Raw genomic sequence first — 15,692 nt, 5'->3', positions numbered from 1 at the left:
CGGTGGTCGCATGGACGGTCCTCGTCAGGGAGTCGACGGGAAAGTCGTCGTTCCAGCGATCGATGCGGCCAGCAGCGTCGCGTGCATGCGGTCACTCGGGAGGCGCGGCATCGAGACGATCGCCATCTCAGAACAGCGCTCGCCACCGGGATTCAGGTCACGGTACGTCGACGAGACCGTACGCGTCCCGGATCCCGCACTCGACCTCGAGGCCTACGAAGACGCGATCCTCGAGCTCGCCCGTCGTGAGGACGTCTGCACGATCATCCCGGTTCGGGAGGCTGACATCTACGTCCTCGCTCGCAACGTCGAATCCCTCGAGAGCGAGATCGCCACGGCGTGGCCGACGCTCCCACAGCTTCGGACGGTCCAGGATCGCGTGCGACTGTTCGACGCGGCGAGCGAGGCAGGGGTCGCAAGCCCCGAGACGAAGCCATTCGACGAGTGGGCTTCCTGGGACGACGACAGCATCGTCAAACCTCGATACACCGTTCACACGCCCGAGTATGCGCCGGCTTTCGACACCCGACAGACGAACCCGTTCTCGACGCGGTACATCCCCGCCGGGCACGCGCCGGACCGGTCCCGGCTCGTCGACCGGATGGGACACGTTCCGATCGTCCAGGAGTACGTCCCCGACTCGGACGAGTACGCGTTCTTCGCGCTCTATCGGGACGGCGAGGCGGTGGCCACGTTCCAGCACCGTCAGCGTCGCGGCTGGAAGTACGCCGGTGGTCCGAGTGCGTATCGAGAGTCCGTCGACATCCCCGAACTGTACGACGCTGGCCACGCCCTCCTCGACCACCTCGAGTGGCACGGCCTCGCGATGGTCGAGTTCCTCCGGGATCCGGAGACCGGCGAGTTCAAACTGATGGAGGTGAACCCCCGGTTCTGGACGTCGCTGCCGTTTACGGTCCGAGCTGGCGTCGACTTTCCGTACCTCTACTGGCTGCAGGCGACCGGGCGAGAGCTGCCGGATCCGCCGGATTACGACATCGGGCTCGGTGGCCACCTGCTCCGCGGCGAACTGCTGCACCTCCACAGCATCCTCTACGAGGAGTATCCGGTCGTCGACCGCCCCAAGCTCTCGCGGACGATCCTCGAGATGGCACTCACGCTCGCGTTGCACCCGCGATTCGACTACCTCGATCCGGACGATTTCGGTCCGTTCGTCCAGGACAGTCGCAACGCCGCCCGACAGCTGCTTGCCGGCGCGGACGACCCGCCTGCGGGAGACCAGACGCTCGAGGAGCCCCCGACCGCCAGCAGTCGCCAGCTCACGTCGATCACGGAGACGATCAAGAGCACGATCGAGCGGTTCTAGGCAACGTTTTTTGGCCGTCACCGGGACCACACGTAGTGGCATGTCGTCCGACCACTCCCTCGGCGAGGTGGTCGACAACCTCGTCTACGAACCAGCACAGGTCCACGACCACGGCGTCGATCTGACCGTCAGCGCCATCTACGAGGTAGCCGCCCCCGGTCGGCTCGACTTCGGTGGCGACGAACTCGCAGACGCCGACCTCGAGCCGGTCGCGACCGAGAAACGCGACCCCGACGACGAGTACGGCTGGTGGGACCTCGAGGGTGGCCAGTACGTCCTCCAGCACAACGAGTTTTTGCTCGAGCCCGGGCAGCCACTGTGGCTCCAGCCGCGAAACGAACTGCTCGCTCGCGGTGGGTCCCACCCGACGATGCTGGTGGCGACGCACCTGCCGTTGATGCCCCTCACCGTAGCCGACGGTGGATTGCAGATCAAAGAGAACGCGCGCGTGTCGACGCTGGTACCGACTCCGGGAAATCGGAACGGCTGATACGGATTCCTGTACCGGTGTTCCGGCGCAGCCGCCTCCAGAGTCGCGGCGGGACCGGAAAAGCCCCAGAGTGAACCGTATGAGTGTACGCCGCGCTCTTTGCAGCCGGTTTCGAATCCCACCCAGCGAAAAGTAATTTTCGGGCCGATCCGTAGTCTGCTGGTTGTCAGCGCCCCTCGAACTCCGCGTCGCGATCCTCGAGGAACGCGCGGACGCCTTCCTCGTGATCGTCGGTATCGAAGACGATCCCTTGCGCGTAGGCCTCGTCGGCCAGCGCCTGCTCGAAGGATTTCTCGAGGCCTTCGCCGATCAGTCGATTCGCGTGTCGCAGCGCGATCGGTGGCCCCGAGACGATCTTCTCGAGGAAGGCGTCGACTTCCTCGTCGAACTCGTCTTCGGGGTAGACGTGGTTGACGAGACCGATCTCTTCGGCGCGGTCGGCACCGAAGATGTCGCCGGTGAGTGCGAGTTCCCTGGCGACGTTCTCGCCGACGACCCGCGGGAGCAGGTAGGAGGTACCGGCGTCGAGGCTCAGTCCGACCTGTCGGAAGACGAACCCGAACACCGCCCGGTCGCTCGCCAGTTGCACGTCACAGGCGAGTGCGAGGTTCGCCCCCGCACCCACTGCAGGACCGTCGATCGCGGCCACCGTCGGGATCGTAAACCGAACGAGGCGACCGAACAGCTCCGTCGTCGAGCGCTCGAGCGCCCGGGCCCGCTCGTCTGCTGGCGTGTCGCCTTCGATGCCCTCGACCATCCGCTCGACGTCACCGCCGGCACAGAACGCGCCACCGGCTCCCTGGATGACGATCACGCGGGCGTCGCTGCCCTCGAGTTCGTCGAGGGCCTCGATCAGGCCGTCGCTGATCGCCGAGGAGAGGGCGTTCTTGCGGTCTGGCTGGTTGAGGGTGATCCGGGCAACGTGGTCCTCTCGTTCCAGGAGGACGGCGTCTCCAAGCGACATCAGTCGTCACCCTCCCCGGCGAGTTTGAACTTCTGGACCTTGCCGGTCGTGGTGCGCGGGAGTTCGTCGACGAACTCGACCTCGCGTGGGTGTTTGTAGGCCGCGAGCCGCTCGAGGCAGTACTCCTGAATCTCGTCTTCGGTCACCTCGGCGTCTGGCGTCGGAACGATGAACGCCTTGACGGTCTCGCCGCGGCGGTCGTCGGGGATACCCGCGACGGCGGCGTCGGCGACGCCCGGGTGCTCGAAGAGGAGTTCTTCGACCTCGCGCGGATAGACGTTGTAGCCGCCGGTAACGATCATGTGTTTCTCGCGGTCGACGACGTAGAAGAAGCCGTCCTCGTCGTGGTAGCCGACGTCGCCGGTGTGGAACCAGCGTTTTCCGTCGGCTTCGGTGAACGCCTCGGCGTTCGCTCCCGGCAACCCGTCGTAGCCCGTCATGACGTTGGGGCCGGCGACGACGATCTCGCCGGTGATCTCGTCTAAGTCGACCTCGTCTTCGTCGACCGGCCCCTCCTCGACCGGCGGAACCGCTTCGAAGGAGCCGTCGACGACCCTCGAGTCCACGCCGGGAACCGTCTTGCCGATGCTGCCGACGCGTCGGCCGGAGAGTGGGCTGTTGAAGTGGGTGACTGGGCTCGTCTCGGTCAGCCCGTAGCCCTCGTAGACCTTCGGTTCGTAGAGTTCCTCGAACGTCCGCAGGACCTCGGCGGGGATGCCGGAGCCGCCGACGCCGCACATCCGAACCGACGAGAAGTCGAACGACTCGGCGTCGGGCTGGTTGATGATGTCGTTGTACATCGCCGGCACGCCGTGGAAGATCGTGATCTCCTCGGCTTCGACGAGCGAGACAGCGTCCTCGACGTCCCACTCGGGTCGGGGATAGTAGGCCGCGCCGTTGAACAGCGCGACGTTCATCACGACGGTCATCCCGTAGATGTGAAACAGCGGCAAGACGCCGATCTGTTTGTCGTCGGGTCGACAGCCCTCGGGGATGAGTTCGGCCGCCGACTTGGCGTTCGACGACAGATTCTCGTGGGTGAGCTGAACGCCCTTGGGCTGGCCGGTCGTGCCGCTCGTGTACGGCTGGACCGCGACGTCGTCTGGTTCGCGCTCGACCACGTCTGGATCGCCCGGCGCGAGGAACTCCTCGAAGGGAGTCGCTCCCTCGGCGTCTCCTCCGACACTGACGACGTGCTCGACGGCCGTCTCCTCGCGTACCTGTTCGACGACAGGGACGAGGTCGGCCAGCGTGACGACGACCGTCGCCTCGCTGTCACCGAGCAGGTGACTGATCTCGCGTGAGCGGTACTGGGGATTCATCGGGACGACGACCCCGCCCGCCCGGAGCGTCCCGTGGAACGCGAGCACGAACTGCGGAACGTTCGGGAGGTAGATCGCGACGCGATCGCCAGCGTCGATTCCCCGCTCTCTCAGTCCCGCCGCGAAGGCACCCGTCTGTGCCCACAACTCCTCGTAACTGATCTCGGTCCCGTCGTACCAGATCGCGGCGTTCGAGCCGAACTCGCGAACGGTGGACGCGACGTTGTTGACAAGGTTTGCCATGCCTGCTTTACACTGATTCGTCAGCCGCCAAAAGGATTTACATTGTTATTCTGCACAGATACGATCCGATACCGACGTGCCGATCGACACGGCTTCCCGGGCCAGACGGCTCGAGCCGCCCCATCCTGTCCACGCTGACGACAGATGGGCAGACACTCGTCAGTCGGGTCCGCCGGAGCCGGCCACTCGAGCCTCGCCGGAGACCGCGTCGACGTGAACGTGCAGGGAGTCGCCGTCGGCCTCGACCGGGACGATCCACGACGCAGACGTCCTGTGTGGCTCGTCGCGGACGTCGACGTCGTCGTATCCTTCGTGCGAGGCCTCCTCCCGGGCGATGGTTTCGGCCGCTGTCGCGTCCTCGACGCGGAGGTCGCCCGTCGAGCGAACGGTGACGACCGGCACGTCTGCCAGCCTGAGGACGCGCTCGGCGACGCTGCCAAGGAGGACGCGATCGAGGCCGGTTCGGCCCTGCGTCCCCATCACGATCATGTCGACGTCGTTGTCGGCCACGTACGCGAGGATCTCTTCGTGCGGGACGCCGCGCTCGACGGCGGTCACGGTCTCGAGCCCAGCCTGCTGGGCCTCGGTGTCGACGCGCTCGACCGCCCGGTTGGCTGTTTCGATGGCCGCCTCGCCGTCGGCCCCGAACGGCCCATCCGGAACGACCGAGAGTGCGTGAACCGTCGCGTCGAATCGATCGGCGACCGCGAGTCCGTGACTGAGCGGTTCCCGCGTGCCGTCGCTTCCGTCTGTCGGAACGAGGACGTCCTGATACATCACCTGAACCTACGGTCGCAATCCTTTATACTGGCCGGCAAATTCCAGCGAGCCGGGATTCTCGAGGCCGTCGTCCACCGTGACGTGCGTTCTGACCCCCAGTCACGCCGCCGGCAGCCGTCGGCGCAAGTAGGTCGATCTGCTCGAGTGAATACCGAACAGACCGTGTGAGACTCCCGTTTCTGGGCCACTGACAGCGCGTCTGACTCCCGTCAGTCGGTCGTCTGACGCGGTTTTATGCCACAGCAGGGTAACGGAACGAATGGCGCGCACGAACGGCGATCAACCCCCATCCACCCCGTCCGCGCGCCGTCGCGTGCCGAACGCGGTCCGACGTCGGCGTGTTCATCCCCGCGCTGGTGTCGCGGGCCACACCGGCCCGCCGTCGTTCGGCCGGGGTTCGATCCCGTTGGGTCGAGCCGAATCTGGTTCGCGGTGATCGAGGTGCGACCGATCGAACGGACCCTACTGGTCCGTCACAGTCGGTATCTTTCGTGATGACAACTGAACGAGCAGCTGACAGCGTCGAGACTCGGATGCGATACGGGGCCGATGTGCGATTCGGTCCCCGGCCCGAGAGGACGCACATCCGCCTTACGCATCCACCGAGACGAGCGTCTCCCGTACCGCCTCCACCCGATCCGCGTCGGCGATGAGTGCGACTTCGTCACCTGCCGCCAGTTCCGTCCCCGGAAGTGGAATCGTCAACGGCTCGCGCGCACGACCGTGTGCGTAGATCCGAACGGAATCCGGCAACTCGAGTTCGCTCATCCGCTTGCCGACCGCTGGTGAATTCTCGCCGACCTCCAGAACGGTCAACTGGAGGTTCGACGCGAGATCGGACACGACGTTGAAGTCGCCACCGAGGAGAGCGGTCTTTGCGCCCGCAGCGCCCAGTCGCTCCGGATAGACGATCTCGTCGACGTCCGCGGCGTACTTCTTGTAGATGTCTTCGCGGTAGTCCTCGTCGATCCGGAGGACGGTTCGACAGCCGTAGTGAGTGCCGACCATACAGGCCGTGAAGTTGGTGTTCAGGTCGGGCGTGAACGCGCCAATCGCATCCGCCGACTCGACGCCAGCGTCGACCAGCACCGACTCGTCGGCCCCGTCACCGTAGACGGCGTCGAAACCGTCGCCTTTCGCCCGGTCGACGCGATCGGGATCGTCGTCGACGACCGTCACTTCGTGACCCTCCTCGAGCACGATGCGTGCGGTCCTCGAGCCGACCCGGCCGTATCCAACGATAACGAAATTCATGTTCCGTGCGTACGTGGCCCATGGTAAAATACGTTCGTCACGACTGCAAGATGACGGTGATTTCGACAGTCACGAGCGGGTAAACCTGCCGATAAATATCCACGAACGTGGATAGAGTTGTCCTGGTGAAGACGAGAAACTTTAACTTACCGCTCTATCAATGCTCGCTCGTCCAATATGGGGGCAGCCGATACGCTCGCGAAGTACTTCGACTTCGACGAGCACGAGACGAACTACCGTACCGAAACGATCGCGGGGATCACGACGTTCCTCGCGATGGCGTATATCATCGTCGTGAACCCGACGATCCTCGCACCGGCTATCTTCGGTCAACCACCGGGTGAGATCGCACCCGACGACACGACCACGATCGCCGGTGGTTCCTACACGTTTATAGAGGTTCAACAGATGCTCGCGGTGGTCACGATTCTCGCGTCGATCATCGCAATCGTCGTCATGGCGTTCTACGCGAAGCGACCGTTCGGGCTGGCACCCGGCATGGGGCTGAACGCGTTTTTCACCTTCACCGTCGTCCTCCTGCTCGGTGTGCCGTGGCAACTGGCACTCGCTGCCGTCTTCGTCGAAGGAATCATCTTCATTCTGTTGACCGCCGTCGGCGCACGCCGATACATCATCGAACTCTTCCCCGATCCCGTGAAGTTCGCCGTCGGGGCCGGTATCGGTGTCTTCCTCCTCTTTCTGGGCCTTCAGGAGATGCAACTCGTCGTCGCCTACGACGCCACCCTCGTCCAGCTCGGGAACGTCCTCGAGAACCCGCTCGCGGCGTTCGCGCTGGCTGGATTGATCTTTACGTTTATCCTGTACGCCCGCGGCGTAACGGGATCGATCGTCATCGGAATCCTCGCGACCGCCATCGGTGCCTGGGTCGTCACCCTCGCTGGCGTCGCCGAACCGGGGACGATCACCCCGGAGGGCGTCGGCGGTGCCCAGTACGACTTTACCCCGCTGTTCTGGGGCTTCCTCGAGGGCCTCGGCATGATCGCTGATGATCCGCTCGTGTTCCTCCTCGTCGTGTTTACGTTCTTCTTCGTCGACTTCTTCGACACTGCTGGTACGTTGATCGGCGTCTCACAGATCGCGGGCTTCTTAGACGAAAACGGTGACCTGCCAGAGGTCGAAAAGCCGCTGATGGCAGACGCAGTCGGTACGACCGCCGGTGCGATGATCGGGACTTCGACGGTCACGACCTACATCGAGTCATCGACCGGCGTCGAAGAAGGCGGTCGAACCGGCTTTACGGCACTCGTCGTCGGTCTCTGTTTCGTCGTGGCGCTCCCGCTCGTCCCATTGATCACCGCGATTCCGACCTACGCCTCCTACATCGCGCTGGTCGTCGTCGGGATCATCATGCTCCAAGGCGTCGTCGACATCGACTGGAACGATCCTGCGTGGGCAATCTCCGCTGGGCTGACGATCACGATCATGCCGCTGACGGCCTCGATCGCGAACGGTCTCGCGGCGGGTATCATGAGCTACCCGGTCGTCAAAGCCGCGATGGGTAATCGCCGCGACGTCTCGCTCGGCCAGTGGCTTCTCGCAGTCGCGTTCGCGATCTACTTCGTGGTCTACTTCGCCGTCGACGCCGGCTGGATCGCCTACTGACGACTCCACGACTCAGTTTTTCACGGCAAGAGCGTCCGTCGAAGCGGATGGTGAACCCCTCCACGGGAGGGTTGCTGTCCGTCGTCCCACGATACTCCGATAGACTTCGGTCACGTGTGCGGCCCGTCACAGCTGCTGGCAACACCGTAGCCAATCGGTGACCTCTTTGGTACGAAGTTCGAATCGCGGGCAATGGCAGACATCACCCTGTACGACCTCCCCGGCTGTCCGTTCTGTGCGAAAGTCCGCTCGAAACTCGACGAACTCGACCTCGAGTACGATACGATCGAAGTTCCTCGAGCACACGCCGAGCGCACGCAGGTCGAGGAAGTGAGCGGGCAGACGGGCGTGCCGGTCATCACCGACGAGGCAAACGGCGTCGAGGGAATGCCTGAAAGCAACGACATCGTCGAGTACCTCGAAGAAACCTACGCCTGAGACGAATTCGTCGAACGAGTATCGGATCGGCTACTGTACGGGCGCAGTCGAGCGGGCTGGCCTGACGCTCGAAGAATGAATCTGTCTTCAGGTGGAAACCGTCACTTCCGAGTGACAGAACCGGCACCTAGGCTGCTTCTTCGCGTTCTGCGCGCTCGCGAATGACGTCTTTCAGGTCGTCGGCGTCGCGGAGGTCCCGGAGTTCGTCGCGTTCGACCAGTGCAGTGCCGTCGACGGCGTCTCGCTTGGCACGGTCGACGACGTACACCGAGTGGGTGCGAGTGACGTGACTGATCGAACTCATGATGCGGGCGCGCTTCTCGGCTGCCTTCGTGAACTCCGAGTGACCGGTCAGGACGACCTCGTCGTCGCTGTCGTCTTCGTCGCGACTGACGGCCTTGAACGGCGATCGGATCGTCGGGTGGACACGATAGCCAGCGCGGGTGAGAACCGCGACGACCTGTTCGTCGTCCGGGTCCGCTTCCGGATCGTCGGGCGTCGACTCCGTCTCGTGGACGTCCTCGGTCCCCTCGAGCACTTCCACGGGGCTTGTCAGCGGCGCGTCGAACAGGTCCTCGAGTTCCATCGCGACCTCGACGGAAGCGTTCATCCCGCTTTCGTACTTCGAGACGGTGCGCCGGGAGACGCCGAGTTCACTCGCGAGTCGCCCGAGGCTCCAGTCTCTGTCCTTTCGTTCGTCGGCGAGGAGGTCGCCGTCGATGTTGACGTACAGCCCGCCGGGGGCAGCGTAGATCAGCGGCGGAACGTTCTCGATGAAGAGGTTGTACGCCGTGTCGGGGCTGAACACCGGAACGCCGTGTCTGAAGTAGACCACGTCCGGTTTGAGGTCCTCGTCGCGACTCCGGAGGCCGATCACCAGCGGCGTTGCCTGGAGGTACGTCCCCAGCCGTCGCATCTCGTGTCCGGTCTCTTCGTTGAACGCGTCGATGTTACTGAGGATCTTTACCAGCAACAGGTCTTCGCCACGACGGGCAGCGACGTCGAAGCTCTTCGGACGGATTGCACACCGGTCGCTTACCACGAATCCCGCGTCCTCGAGCATCGCGGTTACGTTGCCGACCAGTGCGGAGCGGGACATAGCCGAACGTAAGCTACTCCTCCTATATGAGGTTTTCCCCCGTGTCCTGGTCACGTGTGGCGATTCAGCGACGATACATACCGTTACGTATGGGTTACTGCCACCTGCTAGCCGATCAGGACGGTCCCTGGCTGGTCGGTCGACGTCCCGGTGACCGTCGGCGGTCGGCTCCGACCTCGAATCCGGCTTCGAAGCCGAAACGCGTTAGCGGCTCGCGACGCTACCACGACCGATGACGATCGTCGGGCTCGACGACTCCGATTCCCGCGAACGGGGGATGTGTACGACGTACGTCGCCCACACCATCGCCGAGCGGTTGCACCGGGAATCCGCGTCGGCAACTCGTGTCGACCGCCTCCTGCTCGTTCGACTCAATCCTGCCGTCGAGTACAAGACCCGCGGCAATGCCGCACTCGCGATCCACGTCGACTGCGATCCAGAACGGGCCTACGCCGTCGCACGGGAGGCCCTCGAGTCGCTCTCAGAGACGACCGACGAGCGAACCAATCCGGGACTGGTCGTCGCAGATCACGACGCCGATCCGGACGCGATTCCCGACGACGTCGCCCGCTTCGCCGAGCGAGCCGTTCGCGATCACCTCGAGATCGGTGACGCCGAACGGGTCTGCGACAGGCAGGGGTATCGAACCTGGCACGCCGGCAACGGTCGTGGTCGGATCGGAGCACTCGCCGCGATCGGGGCCTGGCGCGCACTCGAGGAGTGGACCTGCGAGTACATCTCCTACCGCGAGCCTGACCGGTGGGGGACGCCGCGGGAAGTGGACCACGACAGCATCTTCGCGGCCGCGGAGTGGGGCTATCCCGAGGTCTGGGACACCGTCGACCGAGGCGAGCGTGAGTCCGTCTGTGTCCCTCACACGCCGGGTCCGATCCTCCACGGCATCCGTGGCGACGACCCCGGGACGGTCCGCGCGGTCGCCGACCGCATCGAGAGCGAACCCGCCCACGCGAGCCGGTTGTTCGTCACGAATCAGGGAACCGACGTCCACCTTCAGGACGCCCGCGACGAGTCACTCGCGACGGTCCGTGACGGGCAGGCGTATCGGCTCGAGGGCGTCGTCGCCAGCGCCCCCGAAACGCGCCGGGGCGGCCACGTCTTCTTCTCGCTCACGGACGCTCGAGACCGAGACGACGCTGGCGTCGGCGAGGATGGTCGACTCGAGTGCGCTGCCTTCGAACCGACCAAGCGATTCCGAGACCGCGTTCGCGCGCTCCGGGGCGGCGACCGGCTCACGGTCTGTGGCGAGGTCGCACGCGGGACGCTCAAACTCGAGAAGTTCGCCGTTCGCGACCTCGTCACGACCGAACGGGTGACTCCCACCTGTCCCGACTGCGACCGGACGATGAAGAGCGCCGGCCGCGATCAGGGCTACCGGTGCCGGGACTGTGGAACGACTGCCCCCGGCAAGGAGACAGTGAGGCTCGAGCGGCACCTCGAGGAGGGGTGGTACGAGGTGCCTCCGTGTGCGCGTCGTCACGTCGCGAAGCCGCTGGTTCGGGGCGGGTTCGACGCGCCGGTTCACCCGGAGCGGTAGTGTAGCGGCCTGTTACGGGGCGACATCCACGGTTATCGCGTCGTGACGTACCACACACATTTATACGAAGGCGACATCGGTGTTGTCCATGAACTATCACGTCTGGCCCGAGAACCCCTCGAGCAGACGGGTACTCGTCCTCGCTGCCTGTCTCGTCCTGATCGTCGGATTCGTCGCTCCGTTCGCCGCCCCCGCCGCCGGCGACAGCCACGACGGTGGGGTCGAGGACGGGGCATCAGTCGAAACGGAGAGCTGGGAGACCGACGACGAACTTCAGGAAGGGATGGACGACCTGCTCGAGGAGGTGCTCGCCGAGAACGATATCGCCGGCGCGACCGTCGCAGTCGTCGAAGAGGACGAGGTCGTCCACACCGGCGGCTACGGCTACGCCGACGCTGACGGTGACGAACCGGTCGACCCCGACGAGACCGCATTCATGGTCGGCTCCGTGGCGAAACTGTTCGTCTGGACCGCGGTGATGCAGGGCGTCGAGGACGGCACGCTCGAGCTGGACGAACCGATCGATACGTACCTCGACGACTACGAGTTCGAGGGCGACGACGAGGTGACCCTCGAGCACCTGGGCACCCACACGCCCGGATACGAAGATCGGCTCGAGGGGCTGTTCGTCGGCGACCACGAGGAGATCGAAGACTGGGAGGGCAAACTCGAAGACGAGATGCCCACACAGGTCCGTGAGCCGGGTGAAACGGCCGCCTACTCGAATCACGGCACCGCGCTGGCGGGGCTCGTCGTTCAGGAGGCCTACGACGAGCCATTCGAGGACCACGTCGAAGCCGAGATTCTCGAGCCGCTCTCGATGGAGGAATCGACCTTCGAGCAACCCGTTCCCGACGATCGTGCCCTTTCGCAGGGTCACGTCCCGCTTGGCGACGACTTCCGCACCGACGACCCTGTCATCGTCGGCGTTCCACCGGCTGGGTCGATGAGCGCTACTGCGACCGACATGGGGACCTTCGCCACGATGAAGCTGCAGAGCGGGAGCCTCGAGACCGACGACGGCGAGGACGTCGAGATCGTAGAGGCCGAGTCGGTCGACGAGATGTTCGACCAGCGTGCGACCAACCATCCGGAACTCGACGGCGTCGGGTACGGTTACATGACCGGTGAGTACCGCGGCGAGCAAATTGTCTGGCACACTGGCGGAACCGAGTACTTCCAGACGCTGTTCGTCCTCTTCCCCGAGCACGACAGCGCGCTGTTCGTGAGCCTCAACACGCCTGCCCCCGGTCTCGTCGAGGTGCTCGACGGCTACGTGGACGCCAGACTCGACGGCGGCGAGGTACCCGAAGACGAGCGCGAGCCGAACCCCGAAACGGCAGAGCGTACGGACCAGCTCGAGGGAGAATACCGATCGACTGGGTTTCAGACCACTCACGAGAAACTCCTCACGCTCGGCAACACCGTCACGGTCACCGTGACCGACGAGGGCGTCCTCGAGCTCTCCGGACTCACGGGCGAGACGACGGAGTGGGTCGAGACCGACGAACAGGGCGTCTTCGAACCCCGTGACCCCGCGGACGTCGGCCTCGGTGCGACGGGTCTCGCTATCGAGGACGACACGCTATATCTGGACGCCCCGTCGCCACCGCTCGAGCGCCTCTCGTGGTACGAACGAACAGCGTTCCAGGGCGGACTCGCCGCGGTGTCCCTGCTCGCGCTCGTCTCGACGATACTGGTCTGGCCGGCGAGCGCCTACCGGCGGCGCGGCTGGGGCGAGATGCGGGGGCACCTGACCCGCCCTCGGATCGCGGTGCTCGGCTGTCTGGGCCTGCTCGGTGCGTTCGTTCTCGGGCTGGTGGTGAACGTCGTCCTCGAACCGAACCAGCTCGTCTACGGCTACTCGCTCTTGCTTCGGGTCACGATCGCCGTGCTCCCGCTCGTCGCGCTCGCCTCGCTCGTCACGGCGGCGCTCGTGGGCCGAGAGTGGTGGCGCGTTCTCCAGCACCGCGACCTCGAGGCCGGCTCGACCGACCGGTACGGACTGGCGTACCTGACGGTGCTCGCGCTCGCGCTCCTCGGGCTCTCGTGGCTGCTGTGGTACTGGAACCTGCTGACGGCCGCGTTCTGACCGACGAGGAGTCGAGAGGACTCACGCGTGCGGCGGTGGCAGACGACTCGAGTCGACGCCGCCGGCATCGGTCTCGAAAGTGTTTTTCGGCACGACCTGCTGGATAGGGACAGACACAAATGGGGCTCGAGGAGGAGATCGAGAAGATCGAAGAGGAGATCGCCAACACGCCCTACAACAAGTCGACGGAGGCCCACATCGGCCGGCTGAAGTCGAAGCTCGCGGAGAAAAAAGAGAAGCTCCAGAACCAGAGCTCCGCCGGCGGCGGTACCGGCTACTCCGTCGAGAAACACGGCGACGCCACGGTTGCGCTCGTTGGCTTCCCGAGCGTCGGCAAGTCCTCGCTGTTGAACGCCCTGACGAACGCCGAGAGCGAGACCGGCTCCTACGAGTTCACCACCCTCGACGTCAACCCCGGAATGCTCCAGCACCGCGGGGCGAACATCCAGATGCTCGACGTGCCGGGGCTGATCGAGGGGGCGGCGTCGGGTCGAGGTGACGGCCAGCAGGTGCTCGCCGTCGTCCGGAACGCCGACCTGATCGTCTTCGTCCTCTCGGTCTTCGAGATCGACCAGTACGACCGCCTGCAAGAGGAGCTGTACGACATCAACATCCGCGTCGACCAGCAGCCCCCGCGGGTGACCGTCCGCCCCAAGGTCAAAGACGGCATCAAGATCACCTCGAGCACCGAGCAGGACTTGGACGAGCAGACGATCGGCGACGTCCTTCGCGAACACGGCTACGTCAATGCCGACGTGAACCTCCAGGAGAACGTCACCATCGACCGGCTGGTCGACGGTCTGATGGAAAATCGCGAATACATCCCCTCGATCACGTGCGTGAACAAGGTCGACCTCATCGAACCCTCCTACAAGGAGACGGTCGACGAACAACTCCGCGAGCGCGACCTCGATCCAGAGGAGGTGACCTTCATCAGCGCCGCCAAGGAGAAGGGCCTCGAGGCGCTCAAAGACCGTATCTGGGAGAACCTCGGGCTGATCCGCGTCTACATGGACAAACCCGGGCGCGGTGTCGACTGGGAAGAGCCGCTGGTCGTCGAGGAAGGGACGACCGTCGGCGAGGCCATCGAAAAACTCGGCGGCGAGATGGAAGCGCGGTTCCGCTTCGCCCGCGTCAGCGGCCCAAGCGCCACCCACGACGAACAGCAGGTCGGTACCGAACACGTCCTCGAAGACGAGGACGTCCTCAAACTCATCCTCCGCCGGTAGCTCGCCGCCCATTCTTCGAGCCCGCTGCCGGACAGTATTTACTCGCCGCCAGACAAGTGCCGATATGATCGAACTCGACGACGTCCTCGAGGCTCGCGAACGGGTCCAGAAGACCGCCAGGCGCACCCCGCTCGAGCACTCGTACACCTACTCGTCGATGACGGGTGCGGACGTTCACCTGAAACTCGAGAACTTCCAGCGGACCGGGGCGTTCAAGATCCGCGGTGCGACCAATCGCATCGCCACGCTTTCGGCGGAGCAGAAAGACGCCGGCGTCGTCACCGCGAGCGCGGGCAACCACGCACAGGGAGTCGCCCTTGCAGCGACGAGAGCCGGCGTCGACGCGAAGATCGTGATGCCCGAGCACGCACCCATCGCGAAGGTGAAGGCGACGCGCAGCTACGGTGCCGAGGTCGTCCTTTCGGGTCGGGATTACGACGCCGCCGCCGACCGCGCCCACGAGATCGAACGCGAGGAAGATCGAACTTACGTCCACGCGTTCGACGACGAGATGGTCATGGCCGGCCAGGGGACGATCGGCCTCGAGATCCTCGAAGACTGCCCGAACGTCGATACGGTCGTCGTCCCCATCGGCGGCGGCGGCCTCATCAGCGGTATCGCGACGGCGATCAAGGAGCAAAAACCCGACACGCGCGTCATCGGCGTCCAGGCCGAGGGGGCCTCGAGCGCCAAAGAATCGCTCGAGCGCGGCGAGCGCGTCACCCTCGAGGGCGTCGAGACGATCGCCGACGGGATCGCTACCCGCACTATCGGCGAGCGAACCTTCGAGCACATCCGTGAGTACGTCGACGAGATCGTTACCGTCTCGGACCCGGAGACCGCGATGACTATCGTCCACCTGCTCGAGCGCTCGAAGACGGTGGTCGAAGGGGCGGGGGCGGTCCCACTGGCAGCCGTCCTCTTCGAGAAGTTCGACTTCGACGAGGACGAAACGATCGTCACCGCTCTCTGTGGCGGCAACATCGACCTCAACACGCTGACGAACGTTATCGTTCGCGGGCTGGTCGAGACCGGCCGCTACCTCAAGATCCGTACCGTGCTCACGGACCGCCCCGGCGCACTCGAGGACCTCCTCGAGATCTTCACCGCCCACCGGGCGAACATCTACGCCATCCACCACGACCGGACCTCTCGAGACGTGAACATGAGCGACACCGAGGTAGAGATCGAACTCGAGATGCGCGGCCCCGACCACGTCGAGGCGTTCCTCGCAGATATGCGCGAAGCGGGGTACGACGTCGACGTGCTGGCCTAAGAT

Annotated in this window: 13 protein-coding genes; 8 read left to right on the top strand and 5 right to left on the bottom strand. The window is 64.8% G+C overall.

The window, feature by feature from the left end; all coding sequences use genetic code 11:
* The first annotated feature begins 10 nt into the window (after window positions 1–10).
* Both B1756_RS16210 and B1756_RS16205 read left to right on the top strand, forming a co-directional pair.
* Window positions 11–1,324 (top strand): carboxylate--amine ligase, encoded by a 1,314-nt coding sequence (locus tag B1756_RS16210; protein WP_086889497.1) that lies wholly within the window; start codon window positions 11–13, stop codon window positions 1,322–1,324.
* 40 nt (window positions 1,325–1,364) lie between these two features.
* Window positions 1,365–1,814, top strand: coding sequence for a dCTP deaminase/dUTPase family protein (locus B1756_RS16205; protein ID WP_086889496.1), 450 nt, complete (start codon window positions 1,365–1,367; stop codon window positions 1,812–1,814).
* A 166-nt stretch (window positions 1,815–1,980) separates the two neighbouring features.
* Here the strand turns inward: B1756_RS16205 and B1756_RS16200 are convergent, their stop codons facing one another.
* From B1756_RS16200 to B1756_RS16185, 4 genes are all read right to left on the bottom strand, one after another.
* Window positions 1,981–2,778 (bottom strand): enoyl-CoA hydratase-related protein, encoded by a 798-nt coding sequence (locus B1756_RS16200; protein WP_086889495.1) that lies wholly within the window; start codon window positions 2,776–2,778, stop codon window positions 1,981–1,983.
* Window positions 2,778–4,343: a long-chain-fatty-acid--CoA ligase gene (locus B1756_RS16195; RefSeq protein ID WP_086889494.1), complete on the bottom strand. Its 1,566-nt coding sequence runs from the start codon at window positions 4,341–4,343 to the stop codon at window positions 2,778–2,780. Before B1756_RS16195 ends, B1756_RS16200 begins: the two co-directional genes overlap by 1 nt.
* A 159-nt stretch (window positions 4,344–4,502) precedes the next feature.
* Window positions 4,503–5,120 carry a universal stress protein gene (locus tag B1756_RS16190; protein WP_086889493.1) on the bottom strand — a complete coding sequence of 206 codons (618 nt, stop codon included), beginning with the start codon at window positions 5,118–5,120 and terminating at the stop codon, window positions 4,503–4,505.
* Window positions 5,121–5,714: 594 nt separating this feature from the next.
* Window positions 5,715–6,377, bottom strand: coding sequence for a potassium channel family protein (locus B1756_RS16185; protein ID WP_086889492.1), 663 nt, complete (start codon window positions 6,375–6,377; stop codon window positions 5,715–5,717).
* A gap of 177 nt (window positions 6,378–6,554) precedes the next feature.
* Here B1756_RS16185 and B1756_RS16180 point away from each other — a divergent pair, with 177 nt between their 5' ends.
* A complete protein-coding gene (locus B1756_RS16180; protein ID WP_086889491.1) occupies window positions 6,555–8,000 on the top strand; it encodes an NCS2 family permease in 1,446 nt (481 codons plus the stop codon).
* A 192-nt stretch (window positions 8,001–8,192) separates the two neighbouring features.
* Window positions 8,193–8,438: a glutathione S-transferase N-terminal domain-containing protein gene (locus B1756_RS16175; protein ID WP_086889490.1), complete on the top strand. Its 246-nt coding sequence runs from the start codon at window positions 8,193–8,195 to the stop codon at window positions 8,436–8,438.
* A 127-nt stretch (window positions 8,439–8,565) separates the two neighbouring features.
* Here B1756_RS16175 and B1756_RS16170 read toward each other — a convergent pair whose 3' ends face one another.
* The gene (locus B1756_RS16170; protein WP_086889489.1) at window positions 8,566–9,537 is read right to left on the bottom strand and encodes a transcriptional regulator; all 972 of its coding nucleotides are present in this window, start codon (window positions 9,535–9,537) and stop codon (window positions 8,566–8,568) included.
* Between the two features lie 232 nt (window positions 9,538–9,769).
* Between B1756_RS16170 and B1756_RS16165 the strand changes: the two genes are divergently transcribed.
* From B1756_RS16165 to ilvA, 4 genes are all read left to right on the top strand, one after another.
* Window positions 9,770–11,092 carry a tRNA(Ile)(2)-agmatinylcytidine synthase gene (locus B1756_RS16165; protein ID WP_086889488.1) on the top strand — a complete coding sequence of 441 codons (1,323 nt, stop codon included), beginning with the start codon at window positions 9,770–9,772 and terminating at the stop codon, window positions 11,090–11,092.
* Window positions 11,093–11,180: 88 nt separating this feature from the next.
* Window positions 11,181–13,184, top strand: a complete 2,004-nt coding sequence (locus tag B1756_RS16160) for a serine hydrolase domain-containing protein (protein WP_086889487.1) — start codon at window positions 11,181–11,183, stop codon at window positions 13,182–13,184.
* 119 nt (window positions 13,185–13,303) lie between these two features.
* Window positions 13,304–14,413, top strand: coding sequence for an OBG GTPase family GTP-binding protein (locus B1756_RS16155; RefSeq protein WP_086889486.1), 1,110 nt, complete (start codon window positions 13,304–13,306; stop codon window positions 14,411–14,413).
* Between the two features lie 64 nt (window positions 14,414–14,477).
* The gene (gene ilvA / locus B1756_RS16150; RefSeq protein WP_086889485.1) at window positions 14,478–15,689 is read left to right on the top strand and encodes a threonine ammonia-lyase; all 1,212 of its coding nucleotides are present in this window, start codon (window positions 14,478–14,480) and stop codon (window positions 15,687–15,689) included.
* The last annotated feature ends 3 nt before the right edge of the window (window positions 15,690–15,692 follow it).

Origin of the sequence: Natrarchaeobaculum aegyptiacum, assembly GCF_002156705.1 — an archaeon.
GTDB classification, from domain to species: Archaea; Halobacteriota; Halobacteria; order Halobacteriales; family Natrialbaceae; genus Natrarchaeobaculum; species Natrarchaeobaculum aegyptiacum.
Note: the sequence above shows the minus strand (reverse complement) of the source record. Positions and strands in the feature narration are given on the sequence as shown.